This window comes from Rossellomorea aquimaris, from assembly GCF_020172085.1.
GTDB classification, from domain to species: Bacteria; Bacillota; Bacilli; order Bacillales; family Bacillaceae_B; genus Rossellomorea; species Rossellomorea aquimaris_E.
In genome coordinates this window covers 262,169-278,594 of the sequence record NZ_JAIVAT010000009.1, presented here as the reverse complement: position 1 = coordinate 278,594, position 16,426 = coordinate 262,169, and the positions used below count along the sequence as shown (strand labels likewise).

The 16,426-nt window shown below is 41.2% G+C and carries 16 protein-coding genes; 11 read left to right on the top strand and 5 right to left on the bottom strand.

What is annotated here, in order from left to right:
- Positions 1–63: 63 nt before the first annotated feature.
- The 3 genes from LCL96_RS21010 to LCL96_RS21000 all read right to left on the bottom strand — a co-directional run bounded on the left by LCL96_RS21010 (position 64) and on the right by LCL96_RS21000 (position 3,490).
- Entirely contained in the window at positions 64–1,062 is a 999-nt protein-coding gene (locus LCL96_RS21010) for a TAXI family TRAP transporter solute-binding subunit (RefSeq protein ID WP_224944966.1), read from the bottom strand.
- A gap of 135 nt (positions 1,063–1,197) precedes the next feature.
- Positions 1,198–1,896, bottom strand: a complete 699-nt coding sequence (locus LCL96_RS21005) for a response regulator (RefSeq protein ID WP_224944965.1) — start codon at positions 1,894–1,896, stop codon at positions 1,198–1,200.
- Positions 1,880–3,490, bottom strand: coding sequence for a sensor histidine kinase (locus LCL96_RS21000; protein ID WP_224944964.1), 1,611 nt, complete (start codon positions 3,488–3,490; stop codon positions 1,880–1,882). The genes LCL96_RS21005 and LCL96_RS21000 overlap by 17 nt, the downstream gene beginning before the upstream one ends.
- A gap of 75 nt (positions 3,491–3,565) precedes the next feature.
- On the opposite strand from LCL96_RS21000, the gene LCL96_RS20995 reads away from it, so the two are divergent.
- The 8 genes from LCL96_RS20995 to LCL96_RS23535 all read left to right on the top strand — a co-directional run bounded on the left by LCL96_RS20995 (position 3,566) and on the right by LCL96_RS23535 (position 10,198).
- Positions 3,566–4,633 (top strand): DctP family TRAP transporter solute-binding subunit, encoded by a 1,068-nt coding sequence (locus LCL96_RS20995; RefSeq protein WP_224944963.1) that lies wholly within the window; start codon positions 3,566–3,568, stop codon positions 4,631–4,633.
- A gap of 176 nt (positions 4,634–4,809) precedes the next feature.
- On the top strand, positions 4,810–5,736 hold the full coding sequence (locus LCL96_RS20990) for a manganese-dependent inorganic pyrophosphatase (protein ID WP_224944962.1): 927 nt from the start codon (positions 4,810–4,812) through the stop codon (positions 5,734–5,736).
- Between the two features lie 118 nt (positions 5,737–5,854).
- Complete coding sequence (locus LCL96_RS20985) at positions 5,855–6,598, top strand: NERD domain-containing protein (RefSeq protein WP_224944961.1); 744 nt, start codon at positions 5,855–5,857, stop codon at positions 6,596–6,598.
- A gap of 39 nt (positions 6,599–6,637) precedes the next feature.
- Complete coding sequence (locus LCL96_RS20980; protein ID WP_224944960.1) at positions 6,638–7,024, top strand: VOC family protein; 387 nt, start codon at positions 6,638–6,640, stop codon at positions 7,022–7,024.
- Between the two features lie 626 nt (positions 7,025–7,650).
- On the top strand, positions 7,651–8,541 hold the full coding sequence (locus LCL96_RS20975) for a helix-turn-helix domain-containing protein (protein WP_224944959.1): 891 nt from the start codon (positions 7,651–7,653) through the stop codon (positions 8,539–8,541).
- Between the two features lie 27 nt (positions 8,542–8,568).
- Positions 8,569–9,462, top strand: coding sequence for a helix-turn-helix domain-containing protein (locus tag LCL96_RS20970; protein WP_224944958.1), 894 nt, complete (start codon positions 8,569–8,571; stop codon positions 9,460–9,462).
- A 139-nt stretch (positions 9,463–9,601) separates the two neighbouring features.
- A complete protein-coding gene (locus LCL96_RS20965; RefSeq protein ID WP_224944957.1) occupies positions 9,602–9,991 on the top strand; it encodes a hypothetical protein in 390 nt (129 codons plus the stop codon).
- 75 nt (positions 9,992–10,066) lie between these two features.
- Positions 10,067–10,198 carry a hypothetical protein gene (locus LCL96_RS23535; RefSeq protein ID WP_263628269.1) on the top strand — a complete coding sequence of 44 codons (132 nt, stop codon included), beginning with the start codon at positions 10,067–10,069 and terminating at the stop codon, positions 10,196–10,198.
- A 210-nt stretch (positions 10,199–10,408) separates the two neighbouring features.
- Here the strand turns inward: LCL96_RS23535 and murB are convergent, their stop codons facing one another.
- Both murB and LCL96_RS20955 read right to left on the bottom strand, forming a co-directional pair.
- Positions 10,409–11,329, bottom strand: coding sequence for a UDP-N-acetylmuramate dehydrogenase (murB, locus tag LCL96_RS20960; protein WP_224944956.1), 921 nt, complete (start codon positions 11,327–11,329; stop codon positions 10,409–10,411).
- Between the two features lie 187 nt (positions 11,330–11,516).
- Positions 11,517–13,526 carry a bifunctional 2',3'-cyclic-nucleotide 2'-phosphodiesterase/3'-nucleotidase gene (locus tag LCL96_RS20955; protein ID WP_412103626.1) on the bottom strand — a complete coding sequence of 670 codons (2,010 nt, stop codon included), beginning with the start codon at positions 13,524–13,526 and terminating at the stop codon, positions 11,517–11,519.
- A 308-nt stretch (positions 13,527–13,834) separates the two neighbouring features.
- Between LCL96_RS20955 and LCL96_RS20950 the strand changes: the two genes are divergently transcribed.
- The 3 genes from LCL96_RS20950 to LCL96_RS20940 all read left to right on the top strand — a co-directional run bounded on the left by LCL96_RS20950 (position 13,835) and on the right by LCL96_RS20940 (position 16,303).
- Positions 13,835–14,737: a DMT family transporter gene (locus tag LCL96_RS20950; RefSeq protein WP_224944954.1), complete on the top strand. Its 903-nt coding sequence runs from the start codon at positions 13,835–13,837 to the stop codon at positions 14,735–14,737.
- Between the two features lie 182 nt (positions 14,738–14,919).
- On the top strand, positions 14,920–15,282 hold the full coding sequence (locus LCL96_RS20945) for a PilZ domain-containing protein (RefSeq protein WP_224944953.1): 363 nt from the start codon (positions 14,920–14,922) through the stop codon (positions 15,280–15,282).
- A gap of 169 nt (positions 15,283–15,451) precedes the next feature.
- A complete protein-coding gene (locus LCL96_RS20940; protein WP_224944952.1) occupies positions 15,452–16,303 on the top strand; it encodes a DegV family protein in 852 nt (283 codons plus the stop codon).
- Positions 16,304–16,426 lie beyond the last annotated feature (123 nt).

The following is a 16,426-nucleotide window of genomic DNA, read 5'->3' as shown; positions in this document are numbered from 1 at the left end:
AACCAGTATTCTTTTTTTCATAGATAGAAAGAAGAGGGCACCAGGATTGATGCCCTTTTTCGATTATTCCAGTAATCCTTTTTCTTCATAAAACTTCTTTGCCCCTGGGTGAAGAGGCGCAATGAGTCCCTTCGCCATTTCGTCCCGGTCCACTTCCTTAAGCGGTGCAACCGCTACGGCGTCTGTTCCTAAGTAGTCATAATATCTCTTAGTTAAGTCATAGACCGTATCTTCGCTTAGATCCTTAGAAACAATGAGCATGTTTTGGATTCCAACGGTTTCAACTTTTTTATCGAGGTTGTATTTCGCTTTGTCACCGGATTCGATTGTGAACGTTTTATAAAATGGGTATTTCTCCATTAGCTTATCAGCGAGATCTCCATTGATTTCAACAAACGACACATCGTTTTGTTGCATCAGATCGGTGATATTGCTGTTCGGTACTCCTGATGTGAAGAAAGCAGCATCCAGCGTTCCGTTCTTCATTTCCTGAACAGAATCTGCGTAGCCTGTATGAGTCACTTTTTCCAGGTCGTCATACGTTAAACTGGCAGCTTCCAACACCTTTTTAGCGCTCTGTTCCACACCCGATCCAACCTGTCCGACGCCGACTTTCTTACCCTTTAAATCTTCAATACTCTTAATTCCGCTATCTGACATGGCCACAACTTGCACCACGTTTTGATACATACCTGCAATAGGCTGAACATCGACCTTGTTCCCTTCGAATTGTCCTTTTCCTTCTACAGCGTCATACGCCACATCACTCATTACGATGGCCATTTGGTTTAACCCATCGGTGATGTTTTGGATGTTGGCAACAGAAGCACCTGTCGATTCCACTGTCACGTTTCCGATTGAATCACTTTCTTCGAAAATCGGCTTTAATGAACCACCGATTGCATAATATGCTCCTGACGTGCCACCTGTACCAAATACGATGGATTGACTGGATGAATCACTACCGCTTCCGGATTCTCCTCCACTTGCACCGTCGCTTCCGCAGGCAGCCAACAAGAGTGAGACAAGAGCTATGATTGAAATCCATTTGAATTTTTTCATCGTTTCGTCCTCCTTTTTATTACCTATATAGAATGGTAACGCTTTCAGTAAGATATTAGAATATTTAGAACTTAAAGGACGTTTTGGTCTTTTTGGTCTTAGGTTGGATAAAAAAAGGATGAGGCAATAACGGCCTCATCCTTTCTCTTTCCACTGATAACGATTGACGGGTCTTCCAATACTGCCATACTCGATGACCATTTGAACCTGGTCTGATTTAAGCAGGTAATCTAAGTATCTCCGGGCAGTGACGCGGGCAATCCCGATTCCTTCCGCCGTTTCTTCTGCTGAAAGGGGGAGAGATTGTCCAGAGAGAAACTGAACAATTTGTTCAAGAGTTTGTTGGTTCAATCCTTTTGGTAAGTCTACTCTTTGTTTGTCAGTTCGGGCAGGGGAGGGGCCTCCTTGCAGTCGATCAATTTCTTCCTGGCCAATTGTACCGTCCCCCATCATGTGTTGTTTGAAAGATTGATATTTTTCAAGTGCCTGCTTTAACCGCTCAAATTTGAAAGGTTTGATGATGTAATCGACAACGCCTAATCGCATCATCGCCCTGATGGTTTCTTTATCCTGTGCAGCCGATATCACAATCACATCCACGTCTGTGTCTTGTTGCCGGAAGGCTTGTAAGGTTTCAAGACCACTTTGTTTCGGCATGAAATTGTCCAGGAGCACAAGGTCCGGTTGGAAAGAGGCTACCTTTTCAGCACCCTCTGTGCCATTGCCTGCAATGGCGCAGACTGTAAAGCCCTGCACCCGTTCGATAAACATCCGATTGACCTCCTGAACCATCGGATCATCTTCTATAAGCAAGACGTTAATCAGTTTCGTCATGAGTCTTCCCTCCATTCATGGGAAAAGTAAGTTGGAAAAGCGTTCCTTCAAGCGGTGTTGATTCTACGTTGATGTGGCCATTCGCTTTCTCAACGATGCTATGAATTAAGTAGAGTCCGATTCCAGACCCGTTCTTTCCTTTGGTCGTATATCCTTTCTGGAATAACTGTGGAATCTGTTCGTTTGACATACCGATGCCATTATCCTCTATTTCGATATGAAACGTATCCGTCTCTTCTTTTAGATAAAGATGAATGAACTTTGATTCATCATTCATCTCTTTTAAAGCATAAAAACTATTTTCAATAAAGTTTCCAAGTAGAATCACCAAATCATGTTCATCCAACAGAGGAGGAGGGGAGGAAAGATAGCTATCGGGATCAACCTTCACCTCAATTCCCATTTCCTTTCCGCGCATGATTTTGCCCAATAGTAAACCTTTCAACCGTTCAAGCTTGATTCGCTGGGCCAGAAAAGCAGAAAGGTCGTCCTTTTCCTGAGAAGATTGAAAGATATATTCGAGTGCTTTCTCGTTTTCTTCCAGTTGAATCAGTCCGGCAACAGTATGTAATGTATTCTGGTGTTCATGAGTCTGAACCCTTAATGCCTCAACGAATTCTTTCACCCCAGTCAGCTCTTCCGCTAGCGCTGTCATTTCTGTTCGGTCCTGGAACACGGCGACAGCTCCAACGATCTGTTCGTTTACCAAGATGGGAACCCTCGAGCTTAATACAATTTTGCTCCCTAATTTCATTTCCTCACGATAAATAGGTTCTTTTGTTGTCATGATTTCCGGCAGTTTAGAAGAAGACAGGATCTCCTGAATGGGTTTTCCGGTTAGATTTCCGGTTACCTGTACAATATCTTTGGCCTTTTCGTTAAATACGGTGATTCTTTGTTGATTATCGATGGCGATGATCCCTTCATTCATCGCTTGAAACGCAGCCGTCCGTTCCACCAGGAGCTTCCCGATTTCATAGGGCTCAAGCTCAAAGGTATCTTTCTTGATCTGTCTTGCTAACAACCATGAACCCATCATTCCGAATAAAAGGGTGATTGCCCCTATGATCATTAGTTCATTTTGTAGATTCCTCATAATATCAAGGGTGGAAGGGAGAAGAATTCCGACGACTACGACACCGATTTGCTTGTGATCGGTGTTCATAACGGGCACAAACCCTCTTACCGCCATGCCGAGCTCGCCTTTGGCAGTTGAAACATAACTGTGCTCAGCAAAAGCCGGTCCTTCATCTTTCCCAGCCGATATTGTCCCAAGCTGCTCATTGGATGGGTGGGAGTAACGAATGCGATTCATATTGAGCACAACGATATAGTCTGATCCATTGACGGTTCTGATGTTCTCGACCATCGGCTGAATTTCCTTAAAGCCTTGAGGCTCTTCCAGATGACTTTGAACGGTAGGAAGATTTGCCACAGTTCTGGCCGTAATTAGTGCCTGGTTTCCTAATTCTTCTTTCTTCATCTCGATCGCTTTTCCGACAAAAATAATGAATCCAATGATAAGGGCAAATAAGACAACCCCGAAGGATAAAATCGTCATTTTCCAGCGAATAGGCATTTGTTTTCGGTTCATTCTGAATATTCCTTCCTCTTTGTTCAAAGTTATTGTACCATTTCTAATAGAATCTGAAAGAGGAGGATTCCGCTTGTGAGGACCTTTTTATTTATAGGTTTCTTTATATTGACAGGGATTGTGACTGCCTATGTGGTTGGATTTCAAACCCGTGATGGATTTTCCGCTGAATATGACGATGATCAAGAAAAAATGAGGGATCAAATCGTCATTAAGGTGAGTCATGTCGTGTCAGAAAACACACCAAAAGGAAAAGCGGTCAGGCGCTTTAAAGATCTGGTAGAAGAGAGTACAAAAGGAAAAGTAAAGGTGGAGATCTACCCGAATGGATCTCTTTATTCAGATATCAGTGAATGGGATGCCCTTAAGAATAATAATGTGCAAATGATCATTCCTGCTACATCCAAAGTTTCACAATACGTACCTGAGTATGGTCTATTTGATTTACCTTTTGCCTTTAATAGTTATGATCAAGTTCAACAGGCGTTTGAAGGGGAGATAGGGAAACGATTACTAGAGAAAGTAGAAAAACGTGAAGGCGTGAAGGGTGTTTCCTTCTGGTATAACGGATTTAAACAAATCACGAATAATGAGCGTCCTTTAATTACTCCGGCTGACTTCAATCGACTACATTTCCGCACGATGCCGGGTGAAGTCATTAAAGATCAATACCAAGCCATGGGGGCAGCAGTAAGTGATCTGCCATTTAATAAAACGTATGAGAACCTTGAGGTCGGTTTTATTGACGGACAGGAGAATACGATCACTAATATTTACTCTAAAAAGCTTTATGGCCATCAATCGTATTTGACGGTCAGCAATCATTCCTATCTTGGATACGTGGTGTTGATGAACGAAGAGTTTTGGGATGGGTTACCTGAGGAGTACCAGGAAGAAATAGACAGTGCGATGGTACAAACAACAGACTGGATCCGCAGGCATTCCATCGAAATGAATGATAGTCAAATGAGGGAATTAAAGCGAAACACTGATCTGGATGTTCATATTCTGTTGAATGGAGAGAAAAAAGAGTGGAAAGAGACGCTGGCACCTTTGTATGAAGAATATGAAAATGTGTTTGGGAAGGATTTAATGAGAGAGTTGAGAGAAATCAACGGCAGCACCGGACAACAGGGTTTTTAAAGTCCACGTTTATTCCTGTACTCTTTTATAACGCAAAATTTGGAAATATTACCTCCATCATCAATGGAAAAAATCTTACCCAACAGATACGGTTTTGCTTCTATATATGGTAATATAAGAAAATGTAAAGAGAGAAGATTAACGAACCACATTACATAGAGTTAGGAGATTGATCAATGAGTAAAACACTAATTTTCGGCCACAAAAATCCTGACACGGATACGATTACATCTGCACTGGTTTATGCCGATTTAAAAACAAAGATCGGCATGGACGTCGAGCCTGTACGTTTAGGTGAAGTGAACGGCGAAACGCAATATGCCCTTGATTACTTCAACGTAGATGCACCTCGTTTAGTAGAGAAGGTTGCCGGTGAAACCGATACGGTCATCCTTGTTGATCACAACGAGCGTCAGCAAAGTGCTGAGGATATCGAGGAAGTACGCGTTCTTGAAGTCATCGATCACCACCGTATCGCGAACTTTGAAACGGCAGATCCCCTGTACTATCGTGCTGAGCCGGTTGGATGCACAGCAACGATCTTAAACAAGATCTATAAGGAAAAAGGCGTGGAAGTGACGAAGGAAATGGCTGGATTGATGCTTTCAGCGATTATCTCGGATTCCCTTCTATTCAAATCTCCTACATGCACAGACGAAGACGTAGAGGCAGCGAAAGAACTGGCTGAAATCGCAGGAGTCGATCCTGAAGTGTACGGATTGGAAATGCTGAAAGCCGGCGCGAACATGAGCACGAAATCAGTCGCTGAACTTGTGACGCTTGACGCGAAGGAATTCTCAATGGGTACAGCGAAAGTGGAAGTGGCTCAAATCAACGTTGTCGATACGAATGATGTATTCGGACGCCAAGCGGAAGTCGAAGCAGCCATGGAAACCATGATCAAGGAAAAAGGACTGGACCTGTTCCTTCTTGTTGTCACTGACATTCTGGAAAATGACTCTACGGCACTTGCACTTGGTAGCAAAGCAGGAGATGTTGAAAAAGCGTTTAATGTAACGCTTGAAAACAACACGGCGTTATTAAAAGGCGTGGTATCCCGTAAGAAGCAGATCGTACCTGTGTTGACGGATGCGATGAAATAATATGGTGAGAGAAGTAGCCTTAGGCTGCTTCTTTTTTTTGAATGAAAGAGGGTAATAAGTCCTGCATTTTGTGATAATATGTAATTTGTATAATTATTCCATAGGGAGGCTTCTTCTAATGAGCTATCTTTTATTGCTATTCATAGTGATGGTGATTCTTGCTTCATCTCCATCATTTAAAGGAAAGATTGGAGAAAGAAAAGTGAAGTACTACCTAAGTAAACTGAACCCGGATCGTTATGTTGTTTTACACGATGTTTTGCTCCCTTCACAAAATGGTAAAACCACTCAGATTGATCATGTGGTTCTTTCGGGAGCCGGAATCTTTGTGATCGAAACAAAAAATTATCAAGGCTGGATATACGGGAGCGAAAGAAGTAAAAAGTGGACCCAGGTCATTTATAAGCGTAAGCAATCCTTTCATAATCCGCTTCACCAAAACTATGGCCATATTAAGGCCATTGAAAATTTGATTGGCAGCCAAATTCAACCTCCTTATTATTCAGTGATTGCCTTCGATCCCAGATCCACTATTAAGAAAATGGATATCACTTCTCGTCGATCATTCGTTATCCATTCCAATCAACTGGTAGAACTTATTAAGAAGCATGATGAATCAGTCCTTAGTCGCTTTCAAATAAAGGGAATCTCTGAACGGCTCAAATTAAGGAATATAGTAGAAAATAAAGCAGTGAAGGCACATATAAAACAAGTCAGGGCAGATCAGCAGGAAAAGAAGATGAGGGTGAATTCAGGTGTATGCCCTAAGTGTGGAAATTCATTAGTGACCCGAAACCGTAAAGATGGGACAGGATCATTTAAGGGGTGCAGCAGCTTTCCGAAATGTCGGTTTATAGCATAATGGTATGATATATATATGAGGAGGGAGGAGAGAGACATCATGAAATTCAAAAAAATCCACCATATCGCCATCATTTGCTCGGACTATGCCAGATCTAAAGACTTTTATGTGAATAAACTCGGGTTTGGAGTAAAGCAGGAGGTTTATAGGGAAGAAAGGGATTCCTATAAGCTCGACCTTACCTTAAATGGTGAATATATCATCGAACTCTTTTCGTTCCCAGAAGCTTTGGCACGTCTGAGTTATCCCGAAGCGCAAGGGCTGCGTCATTTAGCATTTGAGGTGGAAGATATAAAAGAGGCCATAGAGGAGCTTCGTCAGAAGAATATTAAAGCAGAAGAAATTAGAATAGACCCTTTTACCCATAAAAAATTCACTTTCTTTGAAGATCCGGATGGGCTGCCATTGGAGATATATGAAAGCTAGGAGAGGTCCGTCCCTCAAAAAAAGAGCACTTCCCATAAAGAGAAGTGCTGTCTAAAGGTATTGTAATTTGTCGTTAGGTTTATTAAAACATAGATGAAAATGTTATGTAATGTCGTTCTGGGGCGATTAAGAGAATAGTTCTTAGGTCTTTAGCTTAGAATCTCTTCAGTTTCTATAGATTTATAAATATATTAATAATTGAGGAAGCTGTTAATACGCACGAAAAACACTTTCGAAAAAAGAGAAGTGCTGGCCAAGGGTATTGTGATTTGTCGTTCACTTTTTATAATCACAAATGGATTTAAATTGGATTATGGGTATAGGATAGTTTTCGATAGAAAATGAAAGGGTTCCTCAAGAATTTATTCTTTTTATAAAAAATTTATATACATTAACATCTGATAGTGAGTAAATAAAATAAAAAAGAGCACTTCCCACTAGGAGAAGTGCCGTCAAAAGGTATTGTAATTTGTCGTTAAGACAATTAAAACATAGATTCGAAATGTATGTAATCTCGGTTTATGTCCTTGAGAGAGGATGTATGAGGATATTCCTAATAAAATTGCTTATTTTCTGATAGGATATTAAAATATTAATATTTGTAAGATTTGTAAGGGGGTGGGTTTGTGGACTTTTCAGTCATTGGGAATAAAATCAAAGAACTAAGGAAAGTCGTTGGTTTGACTCAGGGTGAACTGGCAGATGGAATTTGTACTCAGGCCCTGATCAGTCGAATAGAAAAAGGGGATATTTATCCCAGTGCCACATCCCTTTATCAAATTTCAAAGAAGTTAGGCGTCGATGTTAACTATTTTTTTGAAATCGGGATGACACCCCGATTGGATTATGTGAAAGAGGTTGAACGTCAACTAAAGAAACTGAGAGTGAAATTAAAATACGATGAAATTCTCGAGATTGTCAAAGCCGAAGAAAAGAATCCTTTATTTTTAAAAGATGAAACGAACCTTCAGCTTCTTTATTGGCATAAAGGAATTTATATAAATGAGGTCGAGCAAAACAAAGAGGAAGCACTGGCCATTTTAGAAATGGCACTCTCCCTTACTTATAATAAGAAAAAGGCCATGTCAGAGCGTGAAATGAATATTATGATCAGTATGGGAATTCTGGAATTCAGCCGTGGTAACTATGAACGAGCGCTGGCCATTTATCAAAAGGTGAATGACGCTTTTTCATACAATGACCAACTTGGCGATAAATCTATCAAAACCAGGCTCCTATATAATATTGCCAGGGTGCTGACGAGACTTGGTGATTACAAGGAGTCCACGAGGTATTGTGAAGAAGGCATTCGATGGATCACAGAAGAAGAAAACTTATATGGCTTTGCTCAATTAAACTATCATATCGGGTATAACTTAGAGCTTGAGGGGAAGTATCAGGAAGCATTACCTTATCTGGTTAAAGCAGCAATGCTATTTGACATTCAATATAACACGAAATTATCAACTTTTATCGAAAGGAAGATAGAAGAACTTAAAGCAAAGATAGATAAATGAAATAATACAATTCAAGGGGGCGGGTTCGTGGATTACTCCATCATTGGTAAAAAGATAAAGGAATTACGTCAGGTTGTTGGTATCACTCAAGGAGAATTAGCAGAAGGGATATGTACACAGGCACTTATTAGCAGGATTGAAAAGGGAGATATCTATCCCAGTGCTACCTCACTTTATCAGATTTCCAAGAAGCTCGGAGTGGATGTGAACTATTTCTTTGAGATAGGGACAACCCCCCGTCTTGATTATTTAAAAGAAGTTGAACGCCAATTGCGTCAACTGAGAAAAAAGCATAGATACAAAGAAATGATAGACATGGTTAGAGTAGAAGAAAAGAATCCCCTTTTTAAAGAAAATGAAAATCTCCAACTCCTTTATTGGCACAAAGCAATATACGAGTTTGAGGTTCAGAAAAATTGGGAATTTGCCTTAGCTCTTTTGAACAAGGCCCTTTACATTACAACAGACAGTAAAAAGGCTTTCTCGGAAAGGGAAATGGAGATTCTATTAACAATTGGAGGTTTTTATGTAGGGATGGAAGACTACTCGAAAGCGCTCAATTATTATGATCAGGTTAGAGAAGCAATACATACAACAGGAACCTTGCAGCTGAGCGATAAATCCATTAAAACACGATTACTTTATAATAAAGCAAGGGTGTTAACAAGATTAGGGAAGTACAGTGATTCTATCGATCATTGCAAGGAAGGAATCAAGTGGTGTATCGAAGAGGAGCACTTATATGGTTTAGCACAACTGCATTACCATATTGGATATAATTTCGAACTGGAAGAGAAAGTTAAACCAGCACTATCGTATATAGAAAAATCCATATTGATGTTTGAAGCGCTCGGAAATGAAGAGCACAGAGCATTTTTAGTAAATAAAAAAGAAGAATTATATCGAAAAATGTTGTCTTGATATTTTCAGTTTCATATATTCTACATGTCCTTCATAAGAATGGTGGTAAGTGAGGAGTGTTTGATGTATGAGAAGGAAGAGTCCTGTCCCTTTAATAATTGGAGTAGTCATAGGGATAATGTTTTTGGTGACTTTATTTATGTTTATCGGAAAAAGCCAGGAACCTCAGACACCTGAAGAAGTGATAAAGGAGTTTTATAACTTTGAAAAAGACGGTGATTTCGGTAACGCCTGGGAACTCTTTCACTCAGAGATGAAAAATAAATTCCCGAAAGCATCTTACATCCAAACCAAGAATCATGTATTTATGGGACATATGGGGGTGGAGGAGTTTGATGTTGAAATCGGCAGTATTGAAAAGGAGAAGGAATTTACCTTTAATCATGAGGGCCTTCAGTTTGAGAATGTCAGAAAAGCAAAAGTGAATTTGTATTTCGACAGCCAATTCGGGGAGTTGACGATCTCTCAAACCTGTTATGCAGCGATGGAAGAAGGTGAATGGCGAATTTTATGGAATTATAATTTCTGAAAAAATTTTGTGATTTGGTTTTATCAGGTATTTTTCGGGTAAAAAGAAACTAGATTTTTTAACAAAGGAGGGCATATGAAGGTGACTCTGCTCTATTTTAAAGCCCGCGAGGCGTATGAACTCGATGCAAAGGTATCTCAAACCGCCGTGACGAGAATGAGAGAATTCCGAAGAACCAAGCCCGCCCCTGTTGTCAAAAAGAAATAGCTGTCGGATTCTTTATCCCTTTAAGTGATGGGACCTACTCAGTCTAAACCTATTTAGGCTGTTTTTTTTGTTGGTAGCGCTGAAATCAAAGGGGAATACATAATGAGGAAATTGTTTGTTTAGGGGCGAGTTATATATCTTTCATGCCCAACTTTATGAACTTCGAAAATTGGAATGAAAAAGTCAGGAATCTAACGATTCCTGACTTTTTCACTCGAGATCTTCCCCGATGATGCGTACTTCGCGTTCAAGTTCTACATCAAACTTTTCCTTCACTGTTTTTTGCACATGTTCGATCAGTGAAATATAATCCGTTGCCGTTGCATTGTCTTTATTCACGATAAAACCAGCATGTTTCGTGGATACTTCTGCACCACCAAAGTTTGTTCCTTGAAGCTCGCTGTCCTGTATAAGCTTTCCGGCAAAGTAGCCTGGAGGACGCTTGAACACACTTCCACATGATGGATATTCAAGGGGCTGCTTGGATTCACGTTTGTCCGTCAAGTCATCCATGATGGCCTTGATGTCTTCATAGACACCCGGTTGTAAGCTGAATGTGGCTTCCAATACGATATCCCCTTTTTCAGAAATGTTGCTGTGACGATAATCAAGCTCTAAATCTGCAGCTGTTCGCTTCACCAGATTCCCTTCTCGATCCACGACGTGGCAGTAATCAAGTACATCCTTGATCTCTCCTCCGTAGGCACCAGCGTTCATGAACAGGGCACCGCCAACCGTTCCTGGAATCCCGCAGGCAAACTCAAGTCCTGACAGCTTCTCAGCAAGCGCACGTCTGGATACATCAATGATGGCTGCACCACTTTGAGCAACAATCAGCTGGTCGGTTGTTTTTATATCCTTGAAATTCTTTAAATGAAGGACAATTCCGCGGATTCCTCCATCTTTCACAATCAAGTTCGACCCATTTCCGAGTAAGGTGAACGGTACATCCACTTTATTCGCCAGCTTTACAATATTTTGCACTTCTTCATACGTTGTGGGCGTCAGGAAGAAATCCGCTTTCCCGCCCAACTTTGTATATAGGTGATCTCTTAATAATTCATCACGCTTGATATTGTCCGAGTGCATGACTTTTGACAATTCTTCAAACACTGTTTCTTTATTGTACATTCTATATCAGTCCTAAATAGTAATTTTCGTCTCTCATTAATCAATCCTACCCAACCATTATATGACGAAAACCCATGAAAGTTAAATGGTTTCAGTTGGGAGAAGTCAATATCCTTCTAATGGAGGATGTTGACTTCGAACCATAAGAAAAAGAACCCCCGAATTGGAGGTTCCCAGAGTATGCTGTTTATTTTAAGAAATGAAATGATTTCGCGACATTTGAAATAAGGTTTGTCATGAAACCATGTTTCTTTTCCTGCCCTGGATTCGTCGCATCGCTTTGCTTGAATTTAATCGAGTATTTCGCAAATCCTGAATCCAGTGTTTCGATATATTTATAGGTTCTGGCATCTTTGATATATTCCTGTGCTTTAGGAGAAGTCTCAAATACAACATTCACGTTTCCATGAATTGGTGTGAAGTTCCAGTTTCCGTCTGCTTCAGGGTTGATGCTTCCTTTTTCCATGATGTAATTTATGATGACATTCCGATTTTCGTCAGGAGCCTGAATGATGATATTGGAACCGTCAATACCAGGGAAATGGCCACCACCACTAGCACGATAATTATTTGTAGCGACAATGAATTTTTGTGCCGGGTCAATCGGTTGACCATTGAACTGAAGGTTCTTGATGCGGTGAGAGTCCTCGTTTGCCAATTTCCCGTCCGTGTTGTATCTTGCAGGCTGTGTTACATCGATTTCATAAGTGACACCATCAATAACGTCATAATTGTAAGAGCGGAACTCTCCATTGACTAAAGATTGCTCTTCTGATTTGCTTGTGTCGATCTGATTGAATTGTCCTGCAGACATCTCGAGCCATTCTTTTACCTGTGTCCCATCAATTAAAACGGCTTGTAATGTATTTGGATATAAATAAAGATCGGCTACGTTCTTAATGGCGATTTCACCTGCTGGAATATCCGTGTAATAAGTGGCATCTCCGCGGGTACCGGCTTTAAACGGCGCACCTGCCGATAATACGGGAATCCCTTCATATTCCGTTCCTTGAATATACTTCTCTACATACCATTTTTGTGCGTTTGTCACGACTTGAATCGACGGATCATCCTTTACTTGTGCAAAGTAGCTATTGATTGGAGCTGTGGTTTCACCTACTGCACTCCTTACCCAATCAATTGTATGGTTGTGGTCTTCTTCGATTGCCCCGAAGATTTCTTCATCACGTGATACTAAAGGGTTACCATCTTTATCAGCAATTCCGCGGAGAGAGGTCTGGCCGTTGGTAACCGTCCAATTCCCATCCTTCAATTCTAATTCGAGATCGACCAGACCTAGATGACTTCCCCAATAACCAGGCATGACAGAAGGAACACCGTTGATCGTACCTTTCTTTGTATCGACCCCTGCAATGCCGTCATATGAAGAAGAAGGGAAGGTACCGTGTGAATGGCCGAAAAGAATGGCGTCGATACCGTCCACTTTCGAAAGGTCATACGTTGCGTTCTCTTCCATCCCATCATCGGTAACCGTGCCGATTCCTGAATGAGGGATGGCTACAATGATGTCCGCACCTTCTGCTTTCATCTGAGGTATAAATTTCTTTGCCGTTTCAACTATGTCTTTTGTCATGACATTCCCTTCAAGGTTTGCCTTGTCCCACTGCATGATTTGAGGAGGGACGAAGCCAATCACACCGACCTTAATGGAATGCTTGTCGCCGTCTTCATCTACGACTTCACGATCGAGAATCTGGTAAGGATCAAAATAGTTTTGATCGTCGGAAGGATCGTTGTTTCCATCATTCTTATATACATTGGCATTGACGTAAGGAAAATTAGAACCAGCCAAAGAAGTTTGAAGGAAATCAAGGCCATAATTAAACTCATGGTTCCCTACGTTTCCAGCATCATAATCTAGCAGGTTCATGGCTTTATACGCAGGGTGGGTTTCCCCTGGTTGCAGTGGATCAACTTTAGCTACATAATCTCCCAGTGGATTTCCCTGCAGTAAATCACCATTATCAAAAAGAAGGCTGTTCTTTGATTCAGATCGTGCTTGTTTAATAAGTGAAGCGGTTTTTACGAGTCCATATTTATTTGTTTCTGTATCTTGGTAATAATCATAGTTTGCGAGATTAACGTGGATATCTGTCGTTTCAAGGATGCGCAATTTTACTATATCTTTGTCCATCACATCGGCATACGTAATAGAGGGAGCAGCCTGCGGAATCATAAGGCCTAGGGCTAAAGCAGTACCGGTAATCATTTTTTTCTTATTAGAAGTGTTTTTCAACGGTATCTCTCCTATTTATGTATTTAATTCCAAACAATTACATGCTAGCACAACTATGTAAAAGAATAATGGTTAAAAAGTATGATTTGTTAGAAGAATGTAAAAGTTCCGTGTGAGACCAGGAATTGAATATTTACTTTTAATGGTTGAGTAGGATAGGATTGAACTTAGAAAAGTATGCTATAACATCTATTCATATATTAAAATAAACATAAACATATTGTCTTAAAAAGGAAGGAGGAAGCGAATTGGCCCGATTATATACTGCATTGATCGGTTTAAGCATGATTTGGGGAATGTCATTCGTTTTCATCAAATGGCTGGTGGAACCTGCAGGAGTATGGGGGACGGTATTCTTAAGGTGCCTGGCAGGAGCCCTCATACTTCTTCCGATTTTCTTCATGCAGAGGAAGAAAGAAGGCAAAAAGCCACTTCCTATATGGAAACTTTTTGTGGTGGGGATTGGGAACGCTGCACTGCCCTGGACACTGATCGCCTTGAGTGAGACTCAAATCAATAGCAATACCGCTTCCATCCTGAATGCGACTACGCCGATCTGGACGGGGCTGATCGGATTTTTATTCTTTGCCGTGGTGTTGACAGGATATCAGTGGGTTGGAATCGGGGTCGGGTTTATCGGGATACTCGTTCTGATGAACTTTGAAGTGAGCGGAATCTTTTCATCTGACTTTGTAGGAGTGGGAACGATGGTACTCGCGACGATGAGCTATGCGTTTGCTTCCCAGTTTACGAAAAAGCATTTGGCTGGAACAAGTGTAGTCGTGATTTCCACGTTCCAGCTGTTAATCGGAGCAGCAGTGGGGTTTATTGGCATGATGATCACCAATCCAATCTCTGTCGGGGATTTAGCGTCAGGTGAGGTCATTTTGGGCATTTTAGGACTGGGTTGTCTTGGATCAGGTGTCGCCACGTTACTTTACTTCTACATCATGACCAATGGAAGTCCGGAATTTGCGTCGACCGTGACGTATTTAATACCGGGTACTGCGATGATCTGGGGGTTCGTGTTATTAAGGGAGCCAGTGACACATAATCTCATTTTAGGGTTGCTGATTATCTTTGCAGGAGTATTCCTGTCATCAAGAAAGTCCAAGAAAATCATTTCATCTCTACCTGCTGGGACAAGGTAAGACCTTTAAACAAACGTTTGATTAACATGTCGAAACCCTTTTATTTTAAGGGATGAGACTACTAATCAAACGTTTGTTTAATTTTTGCAAATAGAATCATTTCATTTCCTACTATTTGCTATAATATCGGTAATGAGAATGTTCCCTAGATATCAAACCAACCTGATCGGAGGAGATTTGCAATGAAATATAAAAGAGATGAAGCCTATCGCTTTACTTTCTCCCAACCCATTCCCTGTTCGTTTACCATCGTCGGAATAGGAGATCAAACGATTCAATCCAAGACAGCCAAAGGGGAGATGATTGACCTGAGTCCTCAAGGTTGCAGACTTCAATCTTTATTGGATATTCATTTGGAAAAGGAAGTCAGGTTGAAGGTGACATTCAAGTTGGATGAAGACTTTACTGAAATCACGGCAGTAGGAGTCATCCAGTGGAAAAAAAAGAAAGGTCTTTCCCATTATCAATATGGGGTGAAGTTTCCAAAAGACGCCGGTCTTAAAGCGAGCATAACCGATGAACTGAAGAAATATGTTAAAAGATGATGACGCTAAGAGGGGTCTATACTTCCTCTGGATCCCTGGAAAGAGTTTTTCTGATGAATTTAATGCAAAAGAATACATATTCATATAAAATGGTTAGGATACATAGCTTTGTATAAACAGGTCTGATTCAAGATCTCGATAAAATAAATAATAAGGATGGTAATTCGATATGAAAACGGCAATTGTAACGGATAGTACCGCCTACATCCCGAAAGAATTGCGTGATCGACTCAACATACATATGATTCCTCTCAGTGTTATTTTCGGAGGAGAAACGTATCAAGAAGAAGTTGATATTACAGCTGAGGAGTTTTATGAAGAGGTCAGCGTCCAGGAGAAGCTACCGACCACATCACAGCCTCCTGTTGGACAGTTCGTGGAGCTTTTCGAAAAACTTTCCAAAGACTACGATGCCGTTATCTCCATTCATTTATCCAGTGGGATCAGCGGGACATACCAGGGTGCCGTCCAAGCAGGTGAGATGGTCGAGGGTATTAAAGTGTATCCCTATGACTCGGAAATCAGCTGCATGATCCAGGGCTTCTATGCCGTTGAAGGTGCGAAGCTTGAACGTGAAGGGAAAACGGCTGAAGAAATCGTGGCATTATTGGATGAAATGAAGGAGTCGGTTCAGGCTTACTTCATGGTGGACGATCTTGCCCACCTGCAGCGCGGTGGACGGTTATCACAAGCTCAGGCGATCATCGGGAGCTTGTTGCAGGTCAAGCCATTGCTGCACTTCGTGGACAAAGTGATTGTTCCGTTTGAAAAAATCCGCACCAAGAAGAAAGCATTGAAGCGGGTGGAAGGAATTCTTGAAGAAGCGGTTCAGTCCGGTGAAGCCTATCAGGCTTCCATCATTCATGCCAATCGAGAAGAAGAAGCGATTGAGTGGAAGAATGAGCTTCAAGAGAAATATCCGAATGTGGAATTCAATGTAAGCTATTTCGGTCCGGTCATCGGGACTCATTTAGGTGAGGGTTCGATGGGGATGGGATGGGCCAGGAAGATGAGCAAGTAGGAATTTCTTAAAGAGTGTATCCCGAGGTGCCAGTCGCGAAACCAGTTTTCGTGCCTGGCACCTGTTTTTACTGAGCAGGATTTTTTAAAATTTGTGTAGAATACATTATTATCCAAATAAGGA

Bases quoted from the DNA above. Each gene is read 5' to 3' on its own strand.
- LCL96_RS20980 (WP_224944960.1), top strand. From the start codon at position 6,638: ATGAAATTCAAAAAAATCCACCATATCGCCATCATTTGCTCGGACTAT.
- LCL96_RS20965 (WP_224944957.1), top strand. From the start codon at position 9,602: ATGTTTATCGGAAAAAGCCAGGAACCTCAGACACCTGAAGAAGTGATA.
- LCL96_RS21000 (WP_224944964.1), bottom strand. From the start codon at position 3,490: ATGAACCGAAAACAAATGCCTATTCGCTGGAAAATGACGATTTTATCC.
- murB (WP_224944956.1), bottom strand. From the start codon at position 11,329: ATGTACAATAAAGAAACAGTGTTTGAAGAATTGTCAAAAGTCATGCAC.
- LCL96_RS20985 (WP_224944961.1), top strand. From the start codon at position 5,855: ATGAGCTATCTTTTATTGCTATTCATAGTGATGGTGATTCTTGCTTCA.
- LCL96_RS21005 (WP_224944965.1), bottom strand. From the start codon at position 1,896: ATGACGAAACTGATTAACGTCTTGCTTATAGAAGATGATCCGATGGTT.
- LCL96_RS20940 (WP_224944952.1), top strand. From the start codon at position 15,452: ATGAAAACGGCAATTGTAACGGATAGTACCGCCTACATCCCGAAAGAA.
- LCL96_RS21010 (WP_224944966.1), bottom strand. From the start codon at position 1,062: ATGAAAAAATTCAAATGGATTTCAATCATAGCTCTTGTCTCACTCTTG.
- LCL96_RS20990 (WP_224944962.1), top strand. From the start codon at position 4,810: ATGAGTAAAACACTAATTTTCGGCCACAAAAATCCTGACACGGATACG.
- LCL96_RS20945 (WP_224944953.1), top strand. From the start codon at position 14,920: ATGAAATATAAAAGAGATGAAGCCTATCGCTTTACTTTCTCCCAACCC.
- LCL96_RS20955 (WP_412103626.1), bottom strand. From the start codon at position 13,526: ATGATTCCGCAGGCTGCTCCCTCTATTACGTATGCCGATGTGATGGAC.
- LCL96_RS23535 (WP_263628269.1), top strand. From the start codon at position 10,067: ATGAAGGTGACTCTGCTCTATTTTAAAGCCCGCGAGGCGTATGAACTC.